The organism is Bacillus sp. N447-1, assembly GCF_022701035.1.
GTDB classification, from domain to species: domain Bacteria; phylum Bacillota; class Bacilli; order Bacillales; family Bacillaceae_G; genus Bacillus_A; species Bacillus_A cereus.
Genome location: NZ_CP065509.1, coordinates 2556594 through 2576032 on the forward strand (window position 1 = coordinate 2556594; position 19439 = coordinate 2576032).

The following is a 19439-nucleotide window of genomic DNA, read 5'->3' on the forward strand; positions in this document are numbered from 1 at the left end:
TCCCTCCCATATTACAATATGAAAAAGGGAAATATTATCTACTCTTTTTTCTGTGCTAACAATTCAAGCCCGCGATTCATTTCATGAAGCACTTCTTCATCTTTCTCACGTTCCATCGCTTTCTCAATCGCTTCGCCTACTCCATCTCCGCCAATTTTCCCAAGTGCCCATGCTGCCGTTCCGCGTAGTACCGGTCTTGGGTCATCTTTCATAACACCAATTAAATCTGGAATTGCCGATGCTTCTTTAAAATGTGCTAATGCTAAAATCGCATTTCTTTGCAGTGGTTTTTTCCCTCTCCATGACCCTGACATAATCCCATATTTCTCTTTAAAATCACGATTACTAATTGTTAAAAGTGGCGTTAATAATGGTTTAACTAGCTCAGGATCCGGCTCCATCTCAGGATGATTATGAAAATCCATTCCTTTGTTTTTCGGACAAACAGTCTGACACGTATCACATCCATATATGCGATTTCCTATTTTATCGCGATATTCTTCAGGTAGGAATCCTTTCGTTTGTGTTAAAAACGCAATGCACTTCTTCGAATCTAACTGTCCCCCCTGTATTAAAGCACCGGTAGGGCAAATATCGATACATTTCGTACAGCCTCCGCATTGATCTTCTATCGGCTTATCTGGCGGGAATGGAACATTTGTAATCATTTCCCCTAAGTATACGTACGAACCAAATTCAGGTGTAATAATAGAGCAGTTTTTACCGCTCCATCCAATACCAGCACGCTCTGATACAGCTCGATCACTTAATTCACCTGTATCAACCATGGACTTCACTTCTATATCGGGAAGTTTTTCAATTAAATATGCCTCTAATTTTTTCAAACGATCTCGTAAAACAAGATGATAATCTTGTCCCCAAGAAGCACGACAAAAAATCCCACGGCGTTCTCCACGCTTACTTAATGGTGCATTTTTTAATTTTGAAGGATATGCTAAAGCAATCGCAATAATTGATTTAGCACCCGGTAATAACAGTTGCGGATTCGTTCTCTTCTCTATATCAGGCTCTTCAAATCCAGATTGATAATTTAATTGTTGTTGCTGGATTAAGCGCTGCTTTAATTCCTCAAAAGGAGAAGCGCTCGCAAAGCCTATTTTATCTATGCCAATTGTTTTACTATACGCAATTACATCTTGCTTTAATTGTTCAAAATCCACTCTTAATCGCCTCCTCAGATGAATCCACCCCTTATGTAACCACTCTATTGGTTAGTAATTCACGTTTGGAATACTATCATTTACTTCTATTTTCGCATGTAATTATATTTTTCAAACATTAAAAAACGCAATGCCTCGTTTATCTCGGAAACGAAACACTGCGTTGATCACAATTTATAGAAAAACTTTTAATAAAATTTGGAGCGGGTGAAGAGAATCGAACTCTCGACCAGAGCTTGGAAGGCTCTTGTTTTACCACTAAACTACACCCGCAAATATGAATTACATATAAGATATTAGAATAACTTATGTAAAATAGTATAGCATGTAAAAAAAGTAGAGGCAAGAATTTTATCGAAAAAAGTCGAAAAAGTGATGAGAGACCTCATCACTTTTTCAATTCTTTATCAATTGCCTTCTTCATACTATCAAAATCAGGATTTGCAAGATTTCCGTTTACATATACAGAAGGAGCACCTTGAACTTTTAATTTTTGAGCACGATCTGAATCTTTACTTACTTTTTCTTTAATGTCTTTACTGTGTAAATCTTTCTTAAATTGCTCTACATCAACTTTTGGAAGTTTCTCTTTCACAATGCTAAGAAGCAAATCTTCTGTAATCCATTCTTCCGTATCTTTCTTTTGATTTTGATAAATCTCATCATAGAAAATCCAGAATGAATCTTTATCTTGTTTATAAATTGCTTCACCAGCTGCTGCACCTAAATCTGAGTCTTTTCCGATAAATGGGAAGTTAATAAAGTATAACTGCACTTTGCCTTTATCAATATACTCTTCTTTTAATCGAGGTAATACTGTTACATCCCAAGTACGACAAGCAGGACATTTAAAGTCTCCAAATTCAACTACCTTAACTGGAGCATCATCTTTCCCTAAAGATTGTTGCGTAGAATAAGCAAACATCTCATTCCCTTTATCTTTTTTGTCATTTATGATGCTATACGCAATTGTTCCAATTACAATCAATACTGCGATAGAAAAAACTATACCAAGAGCCATGAGTTTATTTGATTTCATATACATTCCTCTTTAAATTCATATTCTGTATACAGCATTGTACACAATACACATAATATCAACACTTATATACGTCACGCAATGAACACGCTCACATAAATTACAAAAACACAATAATTGTGACGATATTGTGTCACAATTTGTCACAATTTATTCAAAAAAAGAAGCTCCTCTGTAGGAACTTCTCTTAACTTACTGCTTTTTTACGCGCGCTATTTAACATCGACTGCTCTATTTTTATATCATGACGAATTACCAATTTCTCACTAACTGCTTGAACATACTCATCATGGCTTATATAGCCTTCTTTCTCCATTAGTCTCAAAACGACATTACGTCTCTCTACTGCTTTATCATAATTTTGGGCAGGTGAGTAATAAGCAGGTGCTTTTACTACAGCAGCCATCATTGCACTTTCAGCCAACGTTAATTGGTTCACCTTTTTACCGAAGTAAAGGTTTGCTGCTTTTTCAATTCCCCATGCTCCTTCTCCATAATAAATATTACTTACATATAATTTTAATATTTCATCCTTCGTAAATGTGCGTTCAATTTTTTTCGTATAAAAAATCTCTTTCCACTTCCGAGAAAATGTACGTTCATTCGTTAAAAAGGCATTTTTAGATAGCTGCTGTGTAATTGTGCTTCCTCCTTGCACGACACCACCAGCCTTTATATTCTCAACAGAGGCCCTAATAATTGCTATATAATCTAAACCGTTATGATGATAAAATCTTTTATCTTCTGTCGCAATAAATGCATGTGTTAATGATTCTGGCACCTCTAACTTAGCCGGTACATGTAATTTACTAATATCACTTTTCTCAATCATTACATTTCCAATGAATAATAACGTACAACTTAACAATAATAATAATATAATGGCTTTATAAAAAAGTTTAGTCATTGGATTTAATGCAACTTTTTGATGATAGTTCACCCTAGATAATACTCGTTCTTTCATCTTGAACACCTCTTTTCCACACAGCATATAACTCTTACTTTAAGAATACATTGTTGTAAAAAAATATCCCATCGATTTCTCTTACACGTACCTTACATCATTGTAAGGTATAAAGTGAAACTTTAATCGGTCCTCATTAATCAAGCTTACTGCCTAGCAAATAGTGGGATAAAAAAGTATTGTATCACAGTCTTTTTTTATCTACTATTCATCTGAAATATTGAATATAGGTTATGTTAAAGTACGAATAACCAATAAAGAGAAACCCTTAAGACTATTATATTTTCACTTTACACTTTAATTATATCATCTACAAATATATATACTTTTGACTATCTAGTAATCTAAATGTATATAACATATAGATTTATTATACAGAACAAACGTTCTTAAAATCAATACTAGTGCTACTATTATTTTGACCTTTTTCTTAAACAGTATACAAAAAAAGAGTAGTGATTCGAATGTATCTCAAATCGGCTACTCTTTTCTTTACAATCTTCCTATTAAATTATACGGCTGTACTTCCCACGTTTCATACGGAATAAAATGTGTTGCTCTCATTGCATCAAGCGTTCTGGATTTCATATGAGGACGCGTTATATACTCATCTATGTTCTCTTCATTTAAATCAACAAATTTAGCCTCTTGTATTTCTTCAGGTTGAATTTTTATTTCACCACTTATATATGCTACTTTAAAAACAACAGCTAGAATATGCATAGAAGTATTATAATAAACGCCTGTAATTCCGATAGGCTTCACCGTTAACCCTGTTTCCTCTTTTATTTCCCTACAGACAGCTTGATCGAGCGCTTCGCCTTCTTCTACCTGTCCTCCTGGCAACTCCCACGTATCAGCTCGCCAGTGCACTTTTGTTAATAACACTTCATTTTTTCCATTTGTTAAATAACCGGCTACAGCAACGATATGCTTTGGTGTCTTATGTTCCATATTAAGCCTCCTAGAGATAATGAATATTTTATATATCCCTATAATCATATTCCCTACCTACAACAAAATACCTTTAATACTTCATCACCTTAATTAACTTCATAAAAAAGACCCTATCCGCTAAGCGAAAAGGGTCATCTATCGTATTACTCTCCTAAGTCTACGTTGTGATAAACTTGTTGAACATCTTCTAAATCTTCTAATGCATCAACCATTTTCTCAAATTGTGCTTGAGCATCTTCAGGAAGTGTTACATCACTTTGTGCAAGCATTGTTAATTCTGCAACTGTAAACTCCTCAACGCCAGCACCTTTAAGTGCAGATTGTACTGCATGAAATTGATCTGGTTCAGCATACACGATAACAGAATCTTCTTCTTCTAGAATGTCACGTGCATCTACATCTGCTTCCATTAAAATTTCAAGAACTTCATCTGATGTTTTACCTTCAAGGCCGATAACAGCTGTCGCATCAAACATGTAAGCTACAGAACCGTTCACACCCATATTACCACTGTTTTTGCTAAATGCAGCTCGTACATCTGCTGCAGTACGGTTTACGTTATTTGTAAGTGTATCTACAATAACCATAGCTCCATTTGGTCCGAATCCTTCATAACGAAGCTCGTCATAATTTTCTTCTGAACCGCCTTTTGCTTTTTCAACTGCACGATCAATAATTGTTCTTGGAACATTGTATGTTTTCGCACGCTCTAATACAACTCTTAGTGCTTGGTTTGATTCTGGATCTGGCTCGCCTTGTTTTGCTGCCACATAAATTTCACGCCCAAATTTCGCGTATATACGGCTTGTATTTGCATCTTTTGATGCTTTTTTGTCTTTAATATTGTTCCATTTACGGCCCATACTTTCCACTCTCTTTCCCGTTTTAAATCTACATAAAAATATTAATATGAAATATAATGTGTGTTCAACACATTTTTAAAAGAAATATAAAAAGTTCATTTTTGATTCATATTACAGACATAATATAAATCACTATCATTTTGTTCTTTCGACAAGTTATATTATACATGAATTCCTACGTTTATTACGAATTTTAGAAGCACATAGTATAATTTAACAAAAAGACTCTAACATTTCTGTTACAGTCTTTTTATATTGCCAATAAAGATTTCCATATTATTCCCATAATTGTTTTCTATTGTTGTATAATAAAAATAGGAAAAAATTTGAAGAAAAGGTGGAGGGTGAATTATGACACATTCCAAAGACAAAAAATCACATGCTTTTAAAGGAATAGGAGAGAAGTTAAACCCAACTATCTATCAAGTGAGATTCATGAAATTAGATGAACCAATTCGATTTGAGTCGTTTCCTGAATTAAAGGAATTAGGAGACTGGTTGAGTACTTCAACGCACATGTGGTCATGCCACTCAACTATGTACAAATACAACAGAGAAGAGTTTGAAAAGAAGTTCTTAGAAATTACGAAATTAACAGCTGATCATGTACTAATATCTACTGGTGGCGTCGGATTTAACTTCATGTCACCAGGTTGGAGAAATTCTCTATAAAATAATGAAATTATATAAAGGGATAAAAATTTATCCCTTTATTGTTTTGTAGCTTTCCCCAACTGTATCGCATGTACTAAATGAATAAGTTTACCTTAATCATTTATAACCATTTCACCAACACACCATTTTTGCTTATTTTATAGTATGATGAAAACATAAAAAGACTCTACACATTTGGTGTAGAGTCTTTTATTACGCCGTTCATGATACCGATGGTCGGGGTCGAACCGACACTCCCGAAGGAACACGATTTTGAGTCGTGCGCGTCTGCCAATTCCGCCACATCGGCACAAAAGAAAAGGCGGCAACCGGATTTGAACCGGTGATAAAGGTTTTGCAGACCTCTGCCTTACCACTTGGCTATGCCGCCATATTAAATTTTATTGGAGCGGAAGACGGGATTCGAACCCGCGACCCCAACCTTGGCAAGGTTGTATTCTACCACTGAACTACTTCCGCAAAAATGGCTGGGCTAGCTGGATTCGAACCAGCGCATGACGGAGTCAAAGTCCGTTGCCTTACCGCTTGGCTATAGCCCATCGAATTCTTACTTAATTATATGTAAGTATCCATTAGATTATTTGTAATTTTTAAAATAAAAATGGGGCGACTGATGGGAATCGAACCCACGAATGCCGGAGCCACAATCCGGTGCGTTAACCACTTCGCCACAACCGCCATGTTGTGTAAATATATTTGGCAGGGGCAGTAGGAATCGAACCCACACTGGAGGTTTTGGAGACCTCAGTTCTACCTTTAAACTATGCCCCTATGTAAATGGTGGAGGGGGGCAGATTCGAACTGCCGAACCCGAAGGAGCGGATTTACAGTCCGCCGCGTTTAGCCACTTCGCTACCCCTCCGAAACTTACATGGTGCCGGCTAGAGGACTTGAACCCCCAACCTACTGATTACAAGTCAGTTGCTCTACCAATTGAGCTAAGCCGGCGTATTTTATTAAAATAAATGGTGGCTCGGGACGGAATCGAACCGCCGACACGAGGATTTTCAGTCCTCTGCTCTACCGACTGAGCTACCGAGCCTTATTAAAATGGCGGTCCCGACCGGGGTCGAACCGGCGATCTCCTGCGTGACAGGCAGGCATGTTAACCACTACACCACGGGACCATTTGGTTGCGGGGACAGGATTTGAACCTGCGACCTTCGGGTTATGAGCCCGACGAGCTACCGTGCTGCTCCACCCCGCGATAATACTATTCATATAAAATTTATATGGTGGAGGATGACGGGATCGAACCGCCGACCCCCTGCTTGTAAGGCAGGTGCTCTCCCAGCTGAGCTAATCCTCCAAAGTGGTGACCCGTACGGGATTCGAACCCGTGTTACCGCCGTGAAAGGGCGGTGTCTTAACCACTTGACCAACGGGCCAAATATTATAAATCCTATGGCGGAGAGCAAGGGATTCGAACCCTTGATACGCTTGTGACGTATACACGATTTCCAATCGTGCTCCTTCGGCCAACTCGGACAGCTCTCCAATGGCTCCGCAGGTAGGAATCGAACCTACGACCGATCGGTTAACAGCCGATAGCTCTACCGCTGAGCTACTGCGGAATAATATTGCCTGGCAACGTCCTACTCTCACAGGGACAAGGTCCCAACTACCATCGGCGCTAGAGAGCTTAACTTCCGTGTTCGGTATGGGAACGGGTGTGACCTCTCTGCCATCATTACCAGACATTATTCTTTTGAGACAATCATTATTATAACTTATTTACTTTAAAAGTCAACAAGTTTTTTATGTTCTCTCAAAACTAGATAACATTGCTACATATTATATGGTTAAGTCCTCGATCTATTAGTATTCGTCAGCTCCACATGTCACCATGCTTCCACCTCGAACCTATCAACCTGATCATCTTTCAGGGATCTTACTAGCTTACGCTATGGGAAATCTCATCTTGAGGGGGGCTTCATGCTTAGATGCTTTCAGCACTTATCCCTTCCGCACATAGCTACCCAGCTATGCCCTTGGCAGAACAACTGGTACACCAGCGGTGCGTCCATCCCGGTCCTCTCGTACTAAGGACAGCTCCTCTCAAATTTCCTACGCCCACGACGGATAGGGACCGAACTGTCTCACGACGTTCTGAACCCAGCTCGCGTACCGCTTTAATGGGCGAACAGCCCAACCCTTGGGACCGACTACAGCCCCAGGATGCGATGAGCCGACATCGAGGTGCCAAACCTCCCCGTCGATGTGGACTCTTGGGGAGATAAGCCTGTTATCCCGGGGTAGCTTTTATCCGTTGAGCGATGGCCCTTCCATGCGGAACCACCGGATCACTAAGCCCGACTTTCGTCCCTGCTCGACTTGTAGGTCTCGCAGTCAAGCTCCCTTATGCCTTTGCACTCTACGAATGATTTCCAACCATTCTGAGGGAACCTTTGGGCGCCTCCGTTACACTTTAGGAGGCGACCGCCCCAGTCAAACTGCCCACCTGACACTGTCTCCCGGGTCGATAAGACCCGTAGGTTAGAATTTCAATACAGTCAGGGCGGTATCCCACCAGCGCCTCCACCGAAGCTAGCGCTCCGGTTTCAATGGCTCCCGCCTATCCTGTACAAACTGTACCAAAATTCAATATCAGGCTACAGTAAAGCTCCACGGGGTCTTTCCGTCCTGTCGCGGGTAACCTGCATCTTCACAGGTACTATAATTTCACCGAGTCTCTGGTTGAGACAGTGCCCAAATCGTTACACCTTTCGTGCGGGTCGGAACTTACCCGACAAGGAATTTCGCTACCTTAGGACCGTTATAGTTACGGCCGCCGTTTACTGGGGCTTCAGTTCAGAGCTTCGCTTACGCTAACCCTCTCCTTAACCTTCCAGCACCGGGCAGGTGTCACCCCTATACTTCGCCTTACGGCTTCGCAGAGAGCTGTGTTTTGCTAAACAGTCGCTTGGGCCTATTCACTGCGGCTTTCCGTTAAGAAAGCACCCCTTCTCCCGAAGTTACGGGGTCATTTTGCCGAGTTCCTTAACCAGAGTTCTCTCGCACACCTTAGGATTCTCTCCTCGCCTACCTGTGTCGGTTTGCGGTACAGGCACCTTTTATCTCGCTAGAAGCTTTTCTTGGCAGCGGGAATCAAAGACTTCGCTCCATAAGGAGCTTCCCCATCACAGCTCAGCCTTTACGATAAGCGGATTTGCCTACTTATCAGCCTAACTGCTTGGACGTGCACAACCAATCGCACGCTTCTTCTATCCTTCTGCGTCCCTCCATTGCTCAAACGATAAAGAGGTGGTACAGGAATATCAACCTGTTGTCCATCGCCTACGCCTGTCGGCCTCGGCTTAGGTCCTGACTAACCCTGAGCGGACGAGCCTTCCTCAGGAAACCTTAGGCATTCGGTGGACGGGATTCTCACCCGTCTTTCGCTACTCATACCGGCATTCTCACTTCTAAGCACTCCACCAGTCCTTCCGGTCTGACTTCACTGTCCTTAGAACGCTCCCTACCACTGATACCATTGGTATCAATCCGCAGCTTCGGTGGTGTATTTAGCCCGGTACATTTTCGGCGCAGAGTCACTCGACTAGTGAGCTATTACGCACTCTTTAAATGGTGGCTGCTTCTAAGCCAACATCCTAGTTGTCTAAGCAACTCCACATCCTTTTCCACTTAATACACACTTTGGGACCTTAGCTGGCGGTCTGGGCTGTTTCCCTTTGACTACGGATCTTATCACTCGCAGTCTGACTCCTAAGGATAAGTCATTGGCATTCGGAGTTTGACTGAATTCGGTAATCCGATGAGGACCCTAGTCCAATCAGTGCTCTACCTCCAAGACTCTTACACTTAAGGCTAGCCCTAAAGCTATTTCGGGAGAACCAGCTATCTCCAGGTTCGATTGGAATTTCTCCGCTACCCACCTCATCCCCGCACTTTTCAACGTGCGTGGGTTCGGGCCTCCATTCAGTGTTACCTGAACTTCACCCTGGACATGGGTAGATCACCTGGTTTCGGGTCTACGACCACGTACTAAACGCCCTATTCAGACTCGCTTTCGCTGCGGCTCCGCCTCTTCAGCTTAACCTCGCACGGGATCGTAACTCGCCGGTTCATTCTACAAAAGGCACGCCATCACCCGTTAACGGGCTCTGACTATTTGTAGGCACACGGTTTCAGGATCTCTTTCACTCCCCTTCCGGGGTGCTTTTCACCTTTCCCTCACGGTACTGGTTCACTATCGATCACTAGGGAGTATTTAGCCTTGGGAGATGGTCCTCCCAGATTCCGACGGAATTTCACGTGTTCCGCCGTACTCAGGATACATTCAAGAGAGAACGAAGTTTCGACTACGGGGTTGTTACCCTCTACGACGGACCTTTCCAGGTCGCTTCGTCTACCTCGTTCCTTTGTAACTCCGTATAGAATGTCCTACAACCCCAAGAGGCAAGCCTCTTGGTTTGGGCTATGTTCCGTTTCGCTCGCCGCTACTCAGGAAATCGCATTTGCTTTCTCTTCCTCCAGGTACTTAGATGTTTCAGTTCCCTGGGTCTGTCTTCCTTACCCTATGTATTCAGATAAGGATACCATACCATTACGTATGGTGGGTTTCCCCATTCGGAAATCTTCGGATCAAAGCTTACTTACAGCTCCCCGAAGCATATCGGCGTTAGTCCCGTCCTTCATCGACTCCTAGTGTCAAGGCATCCACCGTGCGCCCTTTCTAACTTAACCAAACTAAAAATTAAAAAATATGAGCTACACTGTTATCTAGTTTTCAAAGAACATACATTTATATATGAGAGATAGTTCTCTCAAAACTGAACAAAACGAAACACGGAAACTTTATTGATGAACAGCGTTCATCAATTCTCCATAGAAAGGAGGTGATCCAGCCGCACCTTCCGATACGGCTACCTTGTTACGACTTCACCCCAATCATCTGTCCCACCTTAGGCGGCTGGCTCCAAAAAGGTTACCCCACCGACTTCGGGTGTTACAAACTCTCGTGGTGTGACGGGCGGTGTGTACAAGGCCCGGGAACGTATTCACCGCGGCATGCTGATCCGCGATTACTAGCGATTCCAGCTTCATGTAGGCGAGTTGCAGCCTACAATCCGAACTGAGAACGGTTTTATGAGATTAGCTCCACCTCGCGGTCTTGCAGCTCTTTGTACCGTCCATTGTAGCACGTGTGTAGCCCAGGTCATAAGGGGCATGATGATTTGACGTCATCCCCACCTTCCTCCGGTTTGTCACCGGCAGTCACCTTAGAGTGCCCAACTTAATGATGGCAACTAAGATCAAGGGTTGCGCTCGTTGCGGGACTTAACCCAACATCTCACGACACGAGCTGACGACAACCATGCACCACCTGTCACTCTGCTCCCGAAGGAGAAGCCCTATCTCTAGGGTTTTCAGAGGATGTCAAGACCTGGTAAGGTTCTTCGCGTTGCTTCGAATTAAACCACATGCTCCACCGCTTGTGCGGGCCCCCGTCAATTCCTTTGAGTTTCAGCCTTGCGGCCGTACTCCCCAGGCGGAGTGCTTAATGCGTTAACTTCAGCACTAAAGGGCGGAAACCCTCTAACACTTAGCACTCATCGTTTACGGCGTGGACTACCAGGGTATCTAATCCTGTTTGCTCCCACGCTTTCGCGCCTCAGTGTCAGTTACAGACCAGAAAGTCGCCTTCGCCACTGGTGTTCCTCCATATCTCTACGCATTTCACCGCTACACATGGAATTCCACTTTCCTCTTCTGCACTCAAGTCTCCCAGTTTCCAATGACCCTCCACGGTTGAGCCGTGGGCTTTCACATCAGACTTAAGAAACCACCTGCGCGCGCTTTACGCCCAATAATTCCGGATAACGCTTGCCACCTACGTATTACCGCGGCTGCTGGCACGTAGTTAGCCGTGGCTTTCTGGTTAGGTACCGTCAAGGCGCCAGCTTATTTAACTAGCACTTGTTCTTCCCTAACAACAGAGTTTTACGACCCGAAAGCCTTCATCACTCACGCGGCGTTGCTCCGTCAGACTTTCGTCCATTGCGGAAGATTCCCTGCTGCCTCCCGTAGGAGTCTGGGCCGTGTCTCAGTCCCAGTGTGGCCGATCACCCTCTCAGGTCGGCTACGCATCGTTGCCTTGGTGAGCCGTTACCTCACCAACTAGCTAATGCGACGCGGGTCCATCCATAAGTGACAGCCGAAGCCGCCTTTCAATTTCGAACCATGCGGTTCAAAATGTTATCCGGTATTAGCCCCGGTTTCCCGGAGTTATCCCAGTCTTATGGGCAGGTTACCCACGTGTTACTCACCCGTCCGCCGCTAACTTCATAAGAGCAAGCTCTTAATCCATTCGCTCGACTTGCATGTATTAGGCACGCCGCCAGCGTTCATCCTGAGCCAGGATCAAACTCTCCAATAAAGTTAGTTTGTCTAGCATCTAAAATAAAAATTGACGTTTCACGTTGTTTGTTTCGTTCAGTTTTCAAAGAACTACTTAGTCGCTCATTTGCGACTTCCTTATGTTAACATCTTCATTTTTCAATGTCAACTAAGTTTTTTAATTTCTTTTTTGTCGTTTTCTGCGTTTCCGCATCAGCGACGGTTATTAATATATCATGCAGTATATACAGGGTCAATACTTTTTATAAAAAAATTTCACATCCCGTTAAAAACTTAAAAACCGCTGTAAAAATCATTATAGCGTCCATTCATTCTTGGCTCCCCTCCTATTCATTTCATATCTTATCTCTTTATCAATTTACACGAGAGTGAAAATTCTAAATTTTATGTTATATTATTAGTATAGGAGCGTGGTGAGAATGAGCATTAAGTATTCAAACAAAATCAATAAAATCCGGACCTTTGCATTAAGTTTAGTATTTATCGGCCTCTTCATTGCATACTTAGGTGTCTTTTTCCGCGAAAACATTATTATTATGACAACGTTTATGATGGTTGGCTTTTTAGCTGTTATCGCTAGCACTGTCGTTTACTTTTGGATTGGTATGTTATCTACTAAGACTATCCAAATTATTTGTCCAAGCTGTGATAAGCCAACCAAAATGCTCGGCCGTGTCGATGCATGTATGCACTGCAATCAACCTTTAACACTAGATCGAGATCTAGAAGGAAAAGAATTTGATGAAAAGTATAATAAGAAGAGTTATAAATCATAAGTATCAAGGGAAATACGAATTTGCAACACTACAAACGTTTCAACTCATTAAAAAGTTGATTTCTTAAAAAATCAACTTTTTAATTGTTTTATTAAATTTATTACACCTATTTTTTCGAAATAACAGTAAACATCCCTGTCATATTAGGCGAATAATCTTTAAAATCATATTTTTCATAGAATGATGTTTTACCTTGCGACGCAAACAAACCAATGAATGCTTTATCTGGAGTATTCCCATTTAAGTATTCTACTAAAGTATTCATTATTTTCTTTCCAATACCATTCTTTTGATAATCTGGATGAACCACTATATCTTGAATATAGAAATAGATAGCCCCATCACCAACAATTCTCCCCATGCCGATGATTTGATTATTATCCTTGACTGTTATACAGTAAATCGAATTTTGAAGTGATATTTCCGCCACCTCAAAGTTCATATAGTTAGTCCATCCCACAGAATCACATAAATATTTATATTCTTCCAATGTTGGAATGTTATTTTTAATCTCATATTTCTTCAAAATGTCCCCTCCAAGAATTCATTTCCACCAATACAAAGTAAATTCGACAAACTTTTATCTAACCCTTCTTACTAACTTAGCACTGTAAATCCCGATTAACCTCACGCTAATCCTTATATAATAAAGAAAGAGGCTGACGTATAGCCGTCAGCCCCTTTCTTTATTATATATTACGCCTTATGACACTCTGGACAAACGCCATAAATTTCTAAGCGATGACTATTGATAACGAAGCCTGTCGTTTTCGCAGCTTCCTCTTCCAGCTTTTCCAAGCCTCCATAAGGAAAATCAACAATCTTACCACATTTTTCGCAAATCACATGATAATGTTGACTTGTAACATAATCAAATCTACTTGAAGCGTCTCCATAAGTTAATTCCTTTACAAGTCCAACCTCTTTAAACACACGTAAGTTATTATAGACAGTTGCAACACTCATATTTGGAAACTTACCTTCTAATGCTTTATAAATATCATCCGCTGTTGGGTGCGTCATTGATTCCACAAGGTACTCTAAAATAGCATGACGCTGTGGAGTAATGCGTACACCCGTATTTTTCAGCATTTCTAGCGCTTCTTTTAATTCTTCTTTGACCACCGTCATGCACCCCGATTCTATACGGATTATTATTTTATAATTCTTATAAAGAGTGTACTCCTTTTCTTATAAATCGTCAATATTTCTACTATAAGTATGTAGTTTATTTTTATATTCAGGACTTGTTTTTATGTATCTTTCCCTTTTTTCTTCATATATTCCATAGAAAAAAGTGCGACATAATCGCACTTGGAATACTATCATCTGAGGAGGTATGCCCTACACTTCCACTTTATGTAAGGCAGTAAAATATGTATAGACACTTGCCTTGTTTCTGCATATTTTATCTCCAATGTAGATTTATTTTATATAAGAAAGAACATCCTCAATATGTCCTTTCACTTTCACTTTACGCCACTCTTTTACAAGTTCACCGTCTTTATTAATAAGGAATGTAGAACGCTCGATTCCCATATACTCTTTCCCAAAGTTCTTTTTTAACTTCCAAACATCGTATAACTCTGCTACTTTATGATCTTCATCTACTAAAAGTGTAAATGGCAATTCATGTTTCTCAATGAATTTCAAATGTCTATTCGCTGAATCAGGACTTACTCCAAGAATAACCGTATCCTTCTCTTGAAATACTCCATACGCATCACGAAAATCACATGCTTCAGTTGTACATCCTGGCGTCATATCTTTCGGATAAAAATAGAGAACTACATTTTTACCGCGGAAATCAGCTAGGCGAACTTCTTCTCCGATACTTCCCTCTAATGTGAATTCTGGTGCCATTTCTCCTACTGTAATCATAGTTATCACTCCTACTCTTTTCCTTTACTATAACAAATGCTTCCTTATTTTTCATTGTCTATTACAGACCTCATCACAAAAGCAAAAGGGAGTGTATATCCAATTAGCGCTTCTGCGATTGCAATCCATCGCCCAATTCCAATCGGAGATATGTCACCATATCCAACAGACAATAAAGTAACTGCGCTAAAATATAAACAAACTTCGACGAGTTGAAAAGAATGAGCGTTCAAACTTTCTCCGTCCTCTTTCAAAACTGCAAAACCCATTTCCTCTAATACAACGTAACTTAATCCAAATGCGATTAGTACTGTTGTATAGATTAAAAATAATGTGGCCAAATTATAGAGCGAAAAAAAACGCGTTGAATCCGAATAGGAACTCCATAATAATTGGACACTTTTCAAAATAGCGATTGCTGCAATTAATAGAATAAATCCCCATAACATGTCCTCCACCTCATTTTATATGTATGAGGTGGAGAACTGATTTATCCCTTAGAAACGAACAAGCTTCTATAATTAATTACCCGCGCCACGATACCTTTTTACCCCTTGGTTCCAGAGGGTGATTGCAATCGTAAAACAGATAACACCAACAATTGGCGTCGCAAATGCATAACTATTCCATTCTGTTTTTCTTAAAAAGTATGCCGCTGGATATACTCCAACAAACGCAAACGGTAAAACAAACGTTAAAATGAAACGAATTACACGATTATAAATATTAACAGGATAGCGCCCGTAATTACCTATGTTATACATAAGAGGCATAATTGAACTTTTCGCATCCGACCAAAAACCAAGGCTCGCCAGCGTAACAAATATCCCTCCATATACAAGTGCTCCTCCTCCTACCATCAATATAAATAAGAAGAAATCATACCAGTAAAAAGATAATTGTAACTCCACAGCTGCATATCCCATTACAACAATCCCTGTAATAGCTCCAATTAAAGATTCAAGTTCCATTCTTTCTAATATAATTTGAAATAGGCTATGGATCGGCCGCGTTAATACACGATCCATCTCCCCTTTAATAATGTATCGATCATTAAAATCCCATATATTAAAGAAAGCTGAAAAGATGGCAAATGGTACTAAAAAGAAACCATAAATAAAGATTACTTCTTCTCGACTCCATCCCTTCAATGCTTGTGTATGCCCAAATACAACGAGAATAAATATTAAATTAACTGCTTGAAGCGATAAATCAGAAAGTAAACCAACGATAAAATCGCCTCGATACTCCAATTTTGTTTTTATATATTGACTTGCATATTGTAAAAATAAGTTTATATATAGCATCTCATCATCCCCCTTGTACAATTAGACGTTTTCTCGCCGTTCTCCACATGAGTACAATTGGAATAATAAGTACAATCGCCCAAATCACTTGAAATACTAAAGCCTCATACAACTTACTCCCCTGTATACCTTCAGAAAAAATCATACTTGGAATATAACTAATAGCCTGAAACGGTAAAAACATCATTGCTTTTTGGGCCCATAGCGGATAAAAACTAATTGGTAATAATAGACCTGAAAATAAATCAATAACAACGCGTTTTGCATACATAATCCCACTATTATTAAATAGGAAAAACGTAAGCATTCCCGTCATTAAATTAATTTGTGTATTAATAATAAAACTAAATATTAAAGATAAGAAGAAATATAACCAAGTTTGAAAATTTGTTGTAATTTGCAACGAAAATAATAACGTAACGATAACCATGCCTGGAATGGAAAAGAAGGCAAAACGGAATATTCCCTCGCCAAGACCTTGCATAACTTTCATTCCCAAATAGTTATACGGACGAATTAATTCTACAGCCACACGTCCTTCTTGAATCTCCATCGCAATTTCCCTATCTATATTATTAAAATAGAAGGCACGTGCCATCCACGCGATTGCGATATACGTGGTCATTTGCGAAATAGATAAACTTTCAATATTCTCTTTTCCACTATAAATTGCTTGCCATAAAAAATAGTAAGCACCGATATTAATGGTATAAATTAAAATCCCGCTATAGTAATTTGTACGATACGCAAGCATCATTAAAAAGCGAATTCGAATCATTTCAATATACTTACCCATGCGTAATACCTTCTTCATAAATGTTACGAATAATTTCCTCTGTAGACACTTCGTTAATTTTTAAATCTTTAATTTGAAAGGCTTGTACTACTTTAGAAATAAGCATTGAAATAATAACTTCTTCATTCGGAATTTTTGCAACCCATGCATTTTCCTCTTTTGCTTTCGACCAAACGACATGATTATCTGGCATAACCATTGATAAAGCCTGATAGGAAACTGGTGCAACAAACTGAAAGTGAATTTCCTTCTCCGCTCCCCACTGCGTACGAAGATTATTTAAAGAACCGTCATACATAATATTTCCTTCATCCAGCATGATAACGCGCTCACATAAAGCTTCAATATCAGTAATATCGTGTGTTGTTAATAAAATTGTTGTTTTATAACGTTCATTCATTTCTTTTAAAAATTCACGTATTTTCAATTTCACAAGTACATCTAACCCAATTGTTGGCTCATCTAAAAATAATAACGGTGGATTATGAATTAAGGCTGCCGCTAATTCACAACGCATCCTTTGACCAAGAGATAATTTTCGAACTGGTTTATCTAATAAGGGCCCTATATCTAACGTTTCAATTACGTGCTCCATATGCTCCTTATACTGAGCGTCTGATACACCATACACTTTCTTTAATAAACGAAACGATTCTTGTACTGCAATATCCCACCAAAGTTGCGAACGCTGTCCAAAAACAACACCAATTGTTCTTACAAATTCTTCTCTTTGTTTATGTGGGTTCATTCCATTTACTGTGATTTGCCCTGATGTCGGAGTTAAAATCCCCGTAAGCATTTTAATTGTTGTTGATTTACCAGCACCGTTCTCACCGATATAACCAACCATTTCACCTTGCTTTACAGTAAAAGATACATCATTTACTGCTGGTACTATTTTATAATTACGATTTAATAAATCGCGAAATGCACCCTTTAAGCCCGGACGACTTGAATAGGCTGTAAACTCTTTACGTAACCCTTGTACCTCAATTACCGATTTCATAATCGGACCCCCCTCCTAAATGTCACAACGAATAGTTTACCCAACTGCCTTCGCTATCACAAACAATACGTCTTTTCGAAAAACATGTTAGAATAATACATAGATTTTTGTAAGGAGATGAATTGTAGTGAATTTCACAAAGTCAGAAGCATTACATAAAGAAGCTTTAGAGCATATCGTTGGCGGTGTTAACAGTCCTTCTCGTTCTTTTAAAGCAGTTGGCGGCGGCGCTCCTGTTGCTATGGAACGTGGGAAAGGCGCTTATTTCTGGGATGTAGACGGAAATAAATATATCGATTATTTAGCAGCATACGGTCCTATTATTACTGGACATGCTCATCCGCATATAACAAAAGCAATTACAACAGCTGCTGAAAATGGGGTACTTTATGGAACACCAACAGCGCTAGAGGTAAAATTCGCAAAAATGTTAAAAGAAGCAATGCCTGCATTAGATAAAGTCCGTTTCGTAAACTCTGGTACAGAAGCAGTGATGACAACGATTCGTGTTGCTCGTGCTTATACAGGTCGCACAAAAATCATGAAATTTGCTGGTTGTTACCACGGTCATTCTGATTTAGTACTTGTGGCAGCTGGATCTGGCCCTTCTACTTTAGGAACTCCTGACTCAGCTGGCGTACCACAAAGTATCGCACAAGAAGTTATTACCGTTCCATTTAACAATGTAGAAACTTTAAAAGAAGCTTTAGATAAATGGGGTCATGAAGTAGCAGCTATCCTTGTAGAACCGATCGTTGGAAACTTCGGTATTGTAGAGCCTAAACCTGGATTCCTTGAAAAAGTGAATGAACTTGTTCACGAAGCTGGCGCACTAGTAATTTATGATGAAGTTATTACTGCTTTTCGCTTTATGTACGGCGGTGCTCAAGACTTACTTGGTGTTACACCTGACTTAACAGCGCTTGGTAAAGTTATTGGCGGTGGCTTACCAATCGGTGCTTACGGTGGTAAGAAAGAAATTATGGAACAAGTTGCTCCGCTTGGACCTGCATACCAAGCTGGTACAATGGCAGGAAACCCTGCTTCTATGGCATCAGGTATCGCTTGTCTAGAAGTACTTCAACAAGAAGGGCTTTATGAGAAATTAGATGAACTTGGTGCAATGCTTGAAAAAGGAATTTTAGAGCAAGCAGCGAAACATAATATCGACATTACATTAAATCGTCTAAAAGGGGCTTTAACTGTATACTTCACAACTAATACAATTGAAGATTACGATGCCGCACAAGATACAGACGGTGAAATGTTCGGTAAATTCTTCAAGCTTATGCTTCAAGAAGGAGTTAACTTAGCACCTTCTAAATACGAGGCATGGTTCTTAACTACAGAACATACAAAAGAAGATATTGAATATACAATCGAAGCTGTCGGCAGAGCATTTGCTGCCCTAGCAGACAATAAATAATCCCGTCATTAAAAGGAAAAAAGAAAGCTCACCTTTCTTTTTTCCTTTTTTCTATTTCATAAATTACGTATTAATAGTATAATTATTCATAATTATCTGTTTTATATTCTTTTACAGCATTACTATCTCTGTGTACAAGGTGATTTGCGCCTTAAATAGTAAGATTATTCTAACTTTTACAAGAGGG

The 19439-nt window shown here is 40.0% G+C and carries 15 protein-coding genes, 16 tRNA genes and 3 rRNA genes; 3 read left to right on the top strand and 31 right to left on the bottom strand.

The annotated features are described in order from the left end of the window. Window positions 1-38: 38 nt before the first annotated feature. The 6 genes from queG to IQ781_RS12865 all read right to left on the bottom strand — a co-directional run bounded on the left by queG (window position 39) and on the right by IQ781_RS12865 (window position 5004). Entirely contained in the window at window positions 39-1181 is a 1143-nt protein-coding gene (gene queG / locus IQ781_RS12840; protein WP_000345206.1) for a tRNA epoxyqueuosine(34) reductase QueG, read from the bottom strand. A gap of 199 nt (window positions 1182-1380) precedes the next feature. Further along, window positions 1381-1454, bottom strand: a tRNA-Gly gene (locus tag IQ781_RS12845). Between the two features lie 115 nt (window positions 1455-1569). Continuing rightward, a complete protein-coding gene (locus tag IQ781_RS12850; protein ID WP_000841307.1) occupies window positions 1570-2220 on the bottom strand; it encodes a DsbA family protein in 651 nt (216 codons plus the stop codon). A gap of 187 nt (window positions 2221-2407) precedes the next feature. Then, entirely contained in the window at window positions 2408-3184 is a 777-nt protein-coding gene (locus IQ781_RS12855) for a transglycosylase domain-containing protein (protein WP_000664715.1), read from the bottom strand. Window positions 3185-3676: 492 nt separating this feature from the next. Next, a complete protein-coding gene (locus tag IQ781_RS12860) occupies window positions 3677-4138 on the bottom strand; it encodes an NUDIX hydrolase (RefSeq protein WP_000400469.1) in 462 nt (153 codons plus the stop codon). Window positions 4139-4284: 146 nt separating this feature from the next. Beyond that, window positions 4285-5004, bottom strand: a complete 720-nt coding sequence (locus IQ781_RS12865) for a YebC/PmpR family DNA-binding transcriptional regulator (protein ID WP_000532952.1) — start codon at window positions 5002-5004, stop codon at window positions 4285-4287. A 351-nt stretch (window positions 5005-5355) separates the two neighbouring features. Here IQ781_RS12865 and IQ781_RS12870 point away from each other — a divergent pair, with 351 nt between their 5' ends. Continuing rightward, window positions 5356-5676 (top strand): DUF3884 family protein, encoded by a 321-nt coding sequence (locus IQ781_RS12870; protein ID WP_000149743.1) that lies wholly within the window; start codon window positions 5356-5358, stop codon window positions 5674-5676. 210 nt (window positions 5677-5886) lie between these two features. Here the strand turns inward: IQ781_RS12870 and IQ781_RS12875 are convergent. From IQ781_RS12875 to IQ781_RS12960, 18 genes are all read right to left on the bottom strand, one after another. Continuing rightward, a tRNA-Leu gene (locus IQ781_RS12875) sits at window positions 5887-5968 on the bottom strand. A gap of 10 nt (window positions 5969-5978) precedes the next feature. Continuing rightward, window positions 5979-6049, bottom strand: a tRNA-Cys gene (locus IQ781_RS12880). Window positions 6050-6063: 14 nt separating this feature from the next. Then, window positions 6064-6138, bottom strand: a tRNA-Gly gene (locus IQ781_RS12885). A 5-nt stretch (window positions 6139-6143) separates the two neighbouring features. Beyond that, window positions 6144-6218 (bottom strand) — tRNA-Gln (locus IQ781_RS12890). 63 nt (window positions 6219-6281) lie between these two features. Next, window positions 6282-6357, bottom strand: a tRNA-His gene (locus tag IQ781_RS12895). Between the two features lie 19 nt (window positions 6358-6376). Further along, window positions 6377-6450 (bottom strand) — tRNA-Trp (locus tag IQ781_RS12900). Window positions 6451-6457: 7 nt separating this feature from the next. Continuing rightward, window positions 6458-6541 (bottom strand) — tRNA-Tyr (locus IQ781_RS12905). 10 nt (window positions 6542-6551) lie between these two features. Next, window positions 6552-6627 (bottom strand) — tRNA-Thr (locus tag IQ781_RS12910). 18 nt (window positions 6628-6645) lie between these two features. Continuing rightward, window positions 6646-6721, bottom strand: a tRNA-Phe gene (locus IQ781_RS12915). Between the two features lie 9 nt (window positions 6722-6730). Next, a tRNA-Asp gene (locus tag IQ781_RS12920) sits at window positions 6731-6806 on the bottom strand. Between the two features lie 3 nt (window positions 6807-6809). Beyond that, window positions 6810-6886, bottom strand: a tRNA-Met gene (locus IQ781_RS12925). Between the two features lie 26 nt (window positions 6887-6912). Further along, window positions 6913-6988, bottom strand: a tRNA-Val gene (locus IQ781_RS12930). Between the two features lie 4 nt (window positions 6989-6992). Further along, window positions 6993-7067 (bottom strand) — tRNA-Glu (locus IQ781_RS12935). Between the two features lie 17 nt (window positions 7068-7084). After that, window positions 7085-7176 (bottom strand) — tRNA-Ser (locus IQ781_RS12940). A gap of 2 nt (window positions 7177-7178) precedes the next feature. Beyond that, window positions 7179-7253, bottom strand: a tRNA-Asn gene (locus IQ781_RS12945). A gap of 8 nt (window positions 7254-7261) precedes the next feature. After that, window positions 7262-7377, bottom strand: a 5S ribosomal RNA gene (gene rrf / locus IQ781_RS12950). Window positions 7378-7477: 100 nt separating this feature from the next. Next, a 23S ribosomal RNA gene (locus IQ781_RS12955) occupies window positions 7478-10386 on the bottom strand. A gap of 145 nt (window positions 10387-10531) precedes the next feature. Next, window positions 10532-12079 (bottom strand): 16S ribosomal RNA (locus tag IQ781_RS12960). The 16S, 23S and 5S rRNA genes sit together here with 15 tRNA genes alongside, the layout of an rRNA operon. Window positions 12080-12479: 400 nt before the next feature. On the opposite strand from IQ781_RS12960, the gene IQ781_RS12965 reads away from it, so the two are divergent. Next, the gene (locus IQ781_RS12965) at window positions 12480-12836 is read left to right on the top strand and encodes a YgzB family protein (RefSeq protein ID WP_000025058.1); all 357 of its coding nucleotides are present in this window, start codon (window positions 12480-12482) and stop codon (window positions 12834-12836) included. 106 nt (window positions 12837-12942) lie between these two features. Here the strand turns inward: IQ781_RS12965 and IQ781_RS12970 are convergent, their stop codons facing one another. The 7 genes from IQ781_RS12970 to IQ781_RS13000 all read right to left on the bottom strand — a co-directional run bounded on the left by IQ781_RS12970 (window position 12943) and on the right by IQ781_RS13000 (window position 17826). Further along, window positions 12943-13362, bottom strand: a complete 420-nt coding sequence (locus IQ781_RS12970) for a GNAT family N-acetyltransferase (protein ID WP_000759735.1) — start codon at window positions 13360-13362, stop codon at window positions 12943-12945. A 170-nt stretch (window positions 13363-13532) separates the two neighbouring features. Further along, on the bottom strand, window positions 13533-13961 hold the full coding sequence (gene perR, locus IQ781_RS12975) for a peroxide-responsive transcriptional repressor PerR (RefSeq protein ID WP_000237829.1): 429 nt from the start codon (window positions 13959-13961) through the stop codon (window positions 13533-13535). A gap of 300 nt (window positions 13962-14261) precedes the next feature. Next, window positions 14262-14717, bottom strand: a complete 456-nt coding sequence (gene bcp / locus IQ781_RS12980; protein WP_050229027.1) for a thioredoxin-dependent thiol peroxidase — start codon at window positions 14715-14717, stop codon at window positions 14262-14264. Window positions 14718-14761: 44 nt separating this feature from the next. After that, window positions 14762-15166, bottom strand: a complete 405-nt coding sequence (locus IQ781_RS12985; RefSeq protein WP_000964343.1) for a potassium channel family protein — start codon at window positions 15164-15166, stop codon at window positions 14762-14764. A 72-nt stretch (window positions 15167-15238) separates the two neighbouring features. Beyond that, window positions 15239-16024, bottom strand: a complete 786-nt coding sequence (locus tag IQ781_RS12990; protein ID WP_000965773.1) for an ABC transporter permease — start codon at window positions 16022-16024, stop codon at window positions 15239-15241. A gap of 4 nt (window positions 16025-16028) precedes the next feature. After that, on the bottom strand, window positions 16029-16820 hold the full coding sequence (locus tag IQ781_RS12995) for an ABC transporter permease (protein ID WP_000521519.1): 792 nt from the start codon (window positions 16818-16820) through the stop codon (window positions 16029-16031). Beyond that, window positions 16813-17826: an ABC transporter ATP-binding protein gene (locus IQ781_RS13000; protein WP_000843655.1), complete on the bottom strand. Its 1014-nt coding sequence runs from the start codon at window positions 17824-17826 to the stop codon at window positions 16813-16815. Before IQ781_RS13000 ends, IQ781_RS12995 begins: the two co-directional genes overlap by 8 nt. A gap of 127 nt (window positions 17827-17953) precedes the next feature. On the opposite strand from IQ781_RS13000, the gene hemL reads away from it, so the two are divergent. Further along, on the top strand, window positions 17954-19252 hold the full coding sequence (gene hemL, locus IQ781_RS13005) for a glutamate-1-semialdehyde-2,1-aminomutase (protein ID WP_001011863.1): 1299 nt from the start codon (window positions 17954-17956) through the stop codon (window positions 19250-19252). The last annotated feature ends 187 nt before the right edge of the window (window positions 19253-19439 follow it).

Bases quoted from the DNA above. Each gene is read 5' to 3' on its own strand.
- IQ781_RS12965 (WP_000025058.1), top strand. From the start codon at position 12,480: ATGAGCATTAAGTATTCAAACAAAATCAATAAAATCCGGACCTTTGCA.
- bcp (WP_050229027.1), bottom strand. From the start codon at position 14,717: ATGATTACAGTAGGAGAAATGGCACCAGAATTCACATTAGAGGGAAGT.
- IQ781_RS12870 (WP_000149743.1), top strand. From the start codon at position 5,356: ATGACACATTCCAAAGACAAAAAATCACATGCTTTTAAAGGAATAGGA.
- IQ781_RS12855 (WP_000664715.1), bottom strand. From the start codon at position 3,184: ATGAAAGAACGAGTATTATCTAGGGTGAACTATCATCAAAAAGTTGCA.
- IQ781_RS12850 (WP_000841307.1), bottom strand. From the start codon at position 2,220: ATGAAATCAAATAAACTCATGGCTCTTGGTATAGTTTTTTCTATCGCA.
- IQ781_RS12865 (WP_000532952.1), bottom strand. From the start codon at position 5,004: ATGGGCCGTAAATGGAACAATATTAAAGACAAAAAAGCATCAAAAGAT.
- IQ781_RS13000 (WP_000843655.1), bottom strand. From the start codon at position 17,826: ATGAAATCGGTAATTGAGGTACAAGGGTTACGTAAAGAGTTTACAGCC.
- IQ781_RS12985 (WP_000964343.1), bottom strand. From the start codon at position 15,166: ATGTTATGGGGATTTATTCTATTAATTGCAGCAATCGCTATTTTGAAA.
- IQ781_RS12860 (WP_000400469.1), bottom strand. From the start codon at position 4,138: ATGGAACATAAGACACCAAAGCATATCGTTGCTGTAGCCGGTTATTTA.
- IQ781_RS12995 (WP_000521519.1), bottom strand. From the start codon at position 16,820: ATGGGTAAGTATATTGAAATGATTCGAATTCGCTTTTTAATGATGCTT.
- IQ781_RS12990 (WP_000965773.1), bottom strand. From the start codon at position 16,024: ATGCTATATATAAACTTATTTTTACAATATGCAAGTCAATATATAAAA.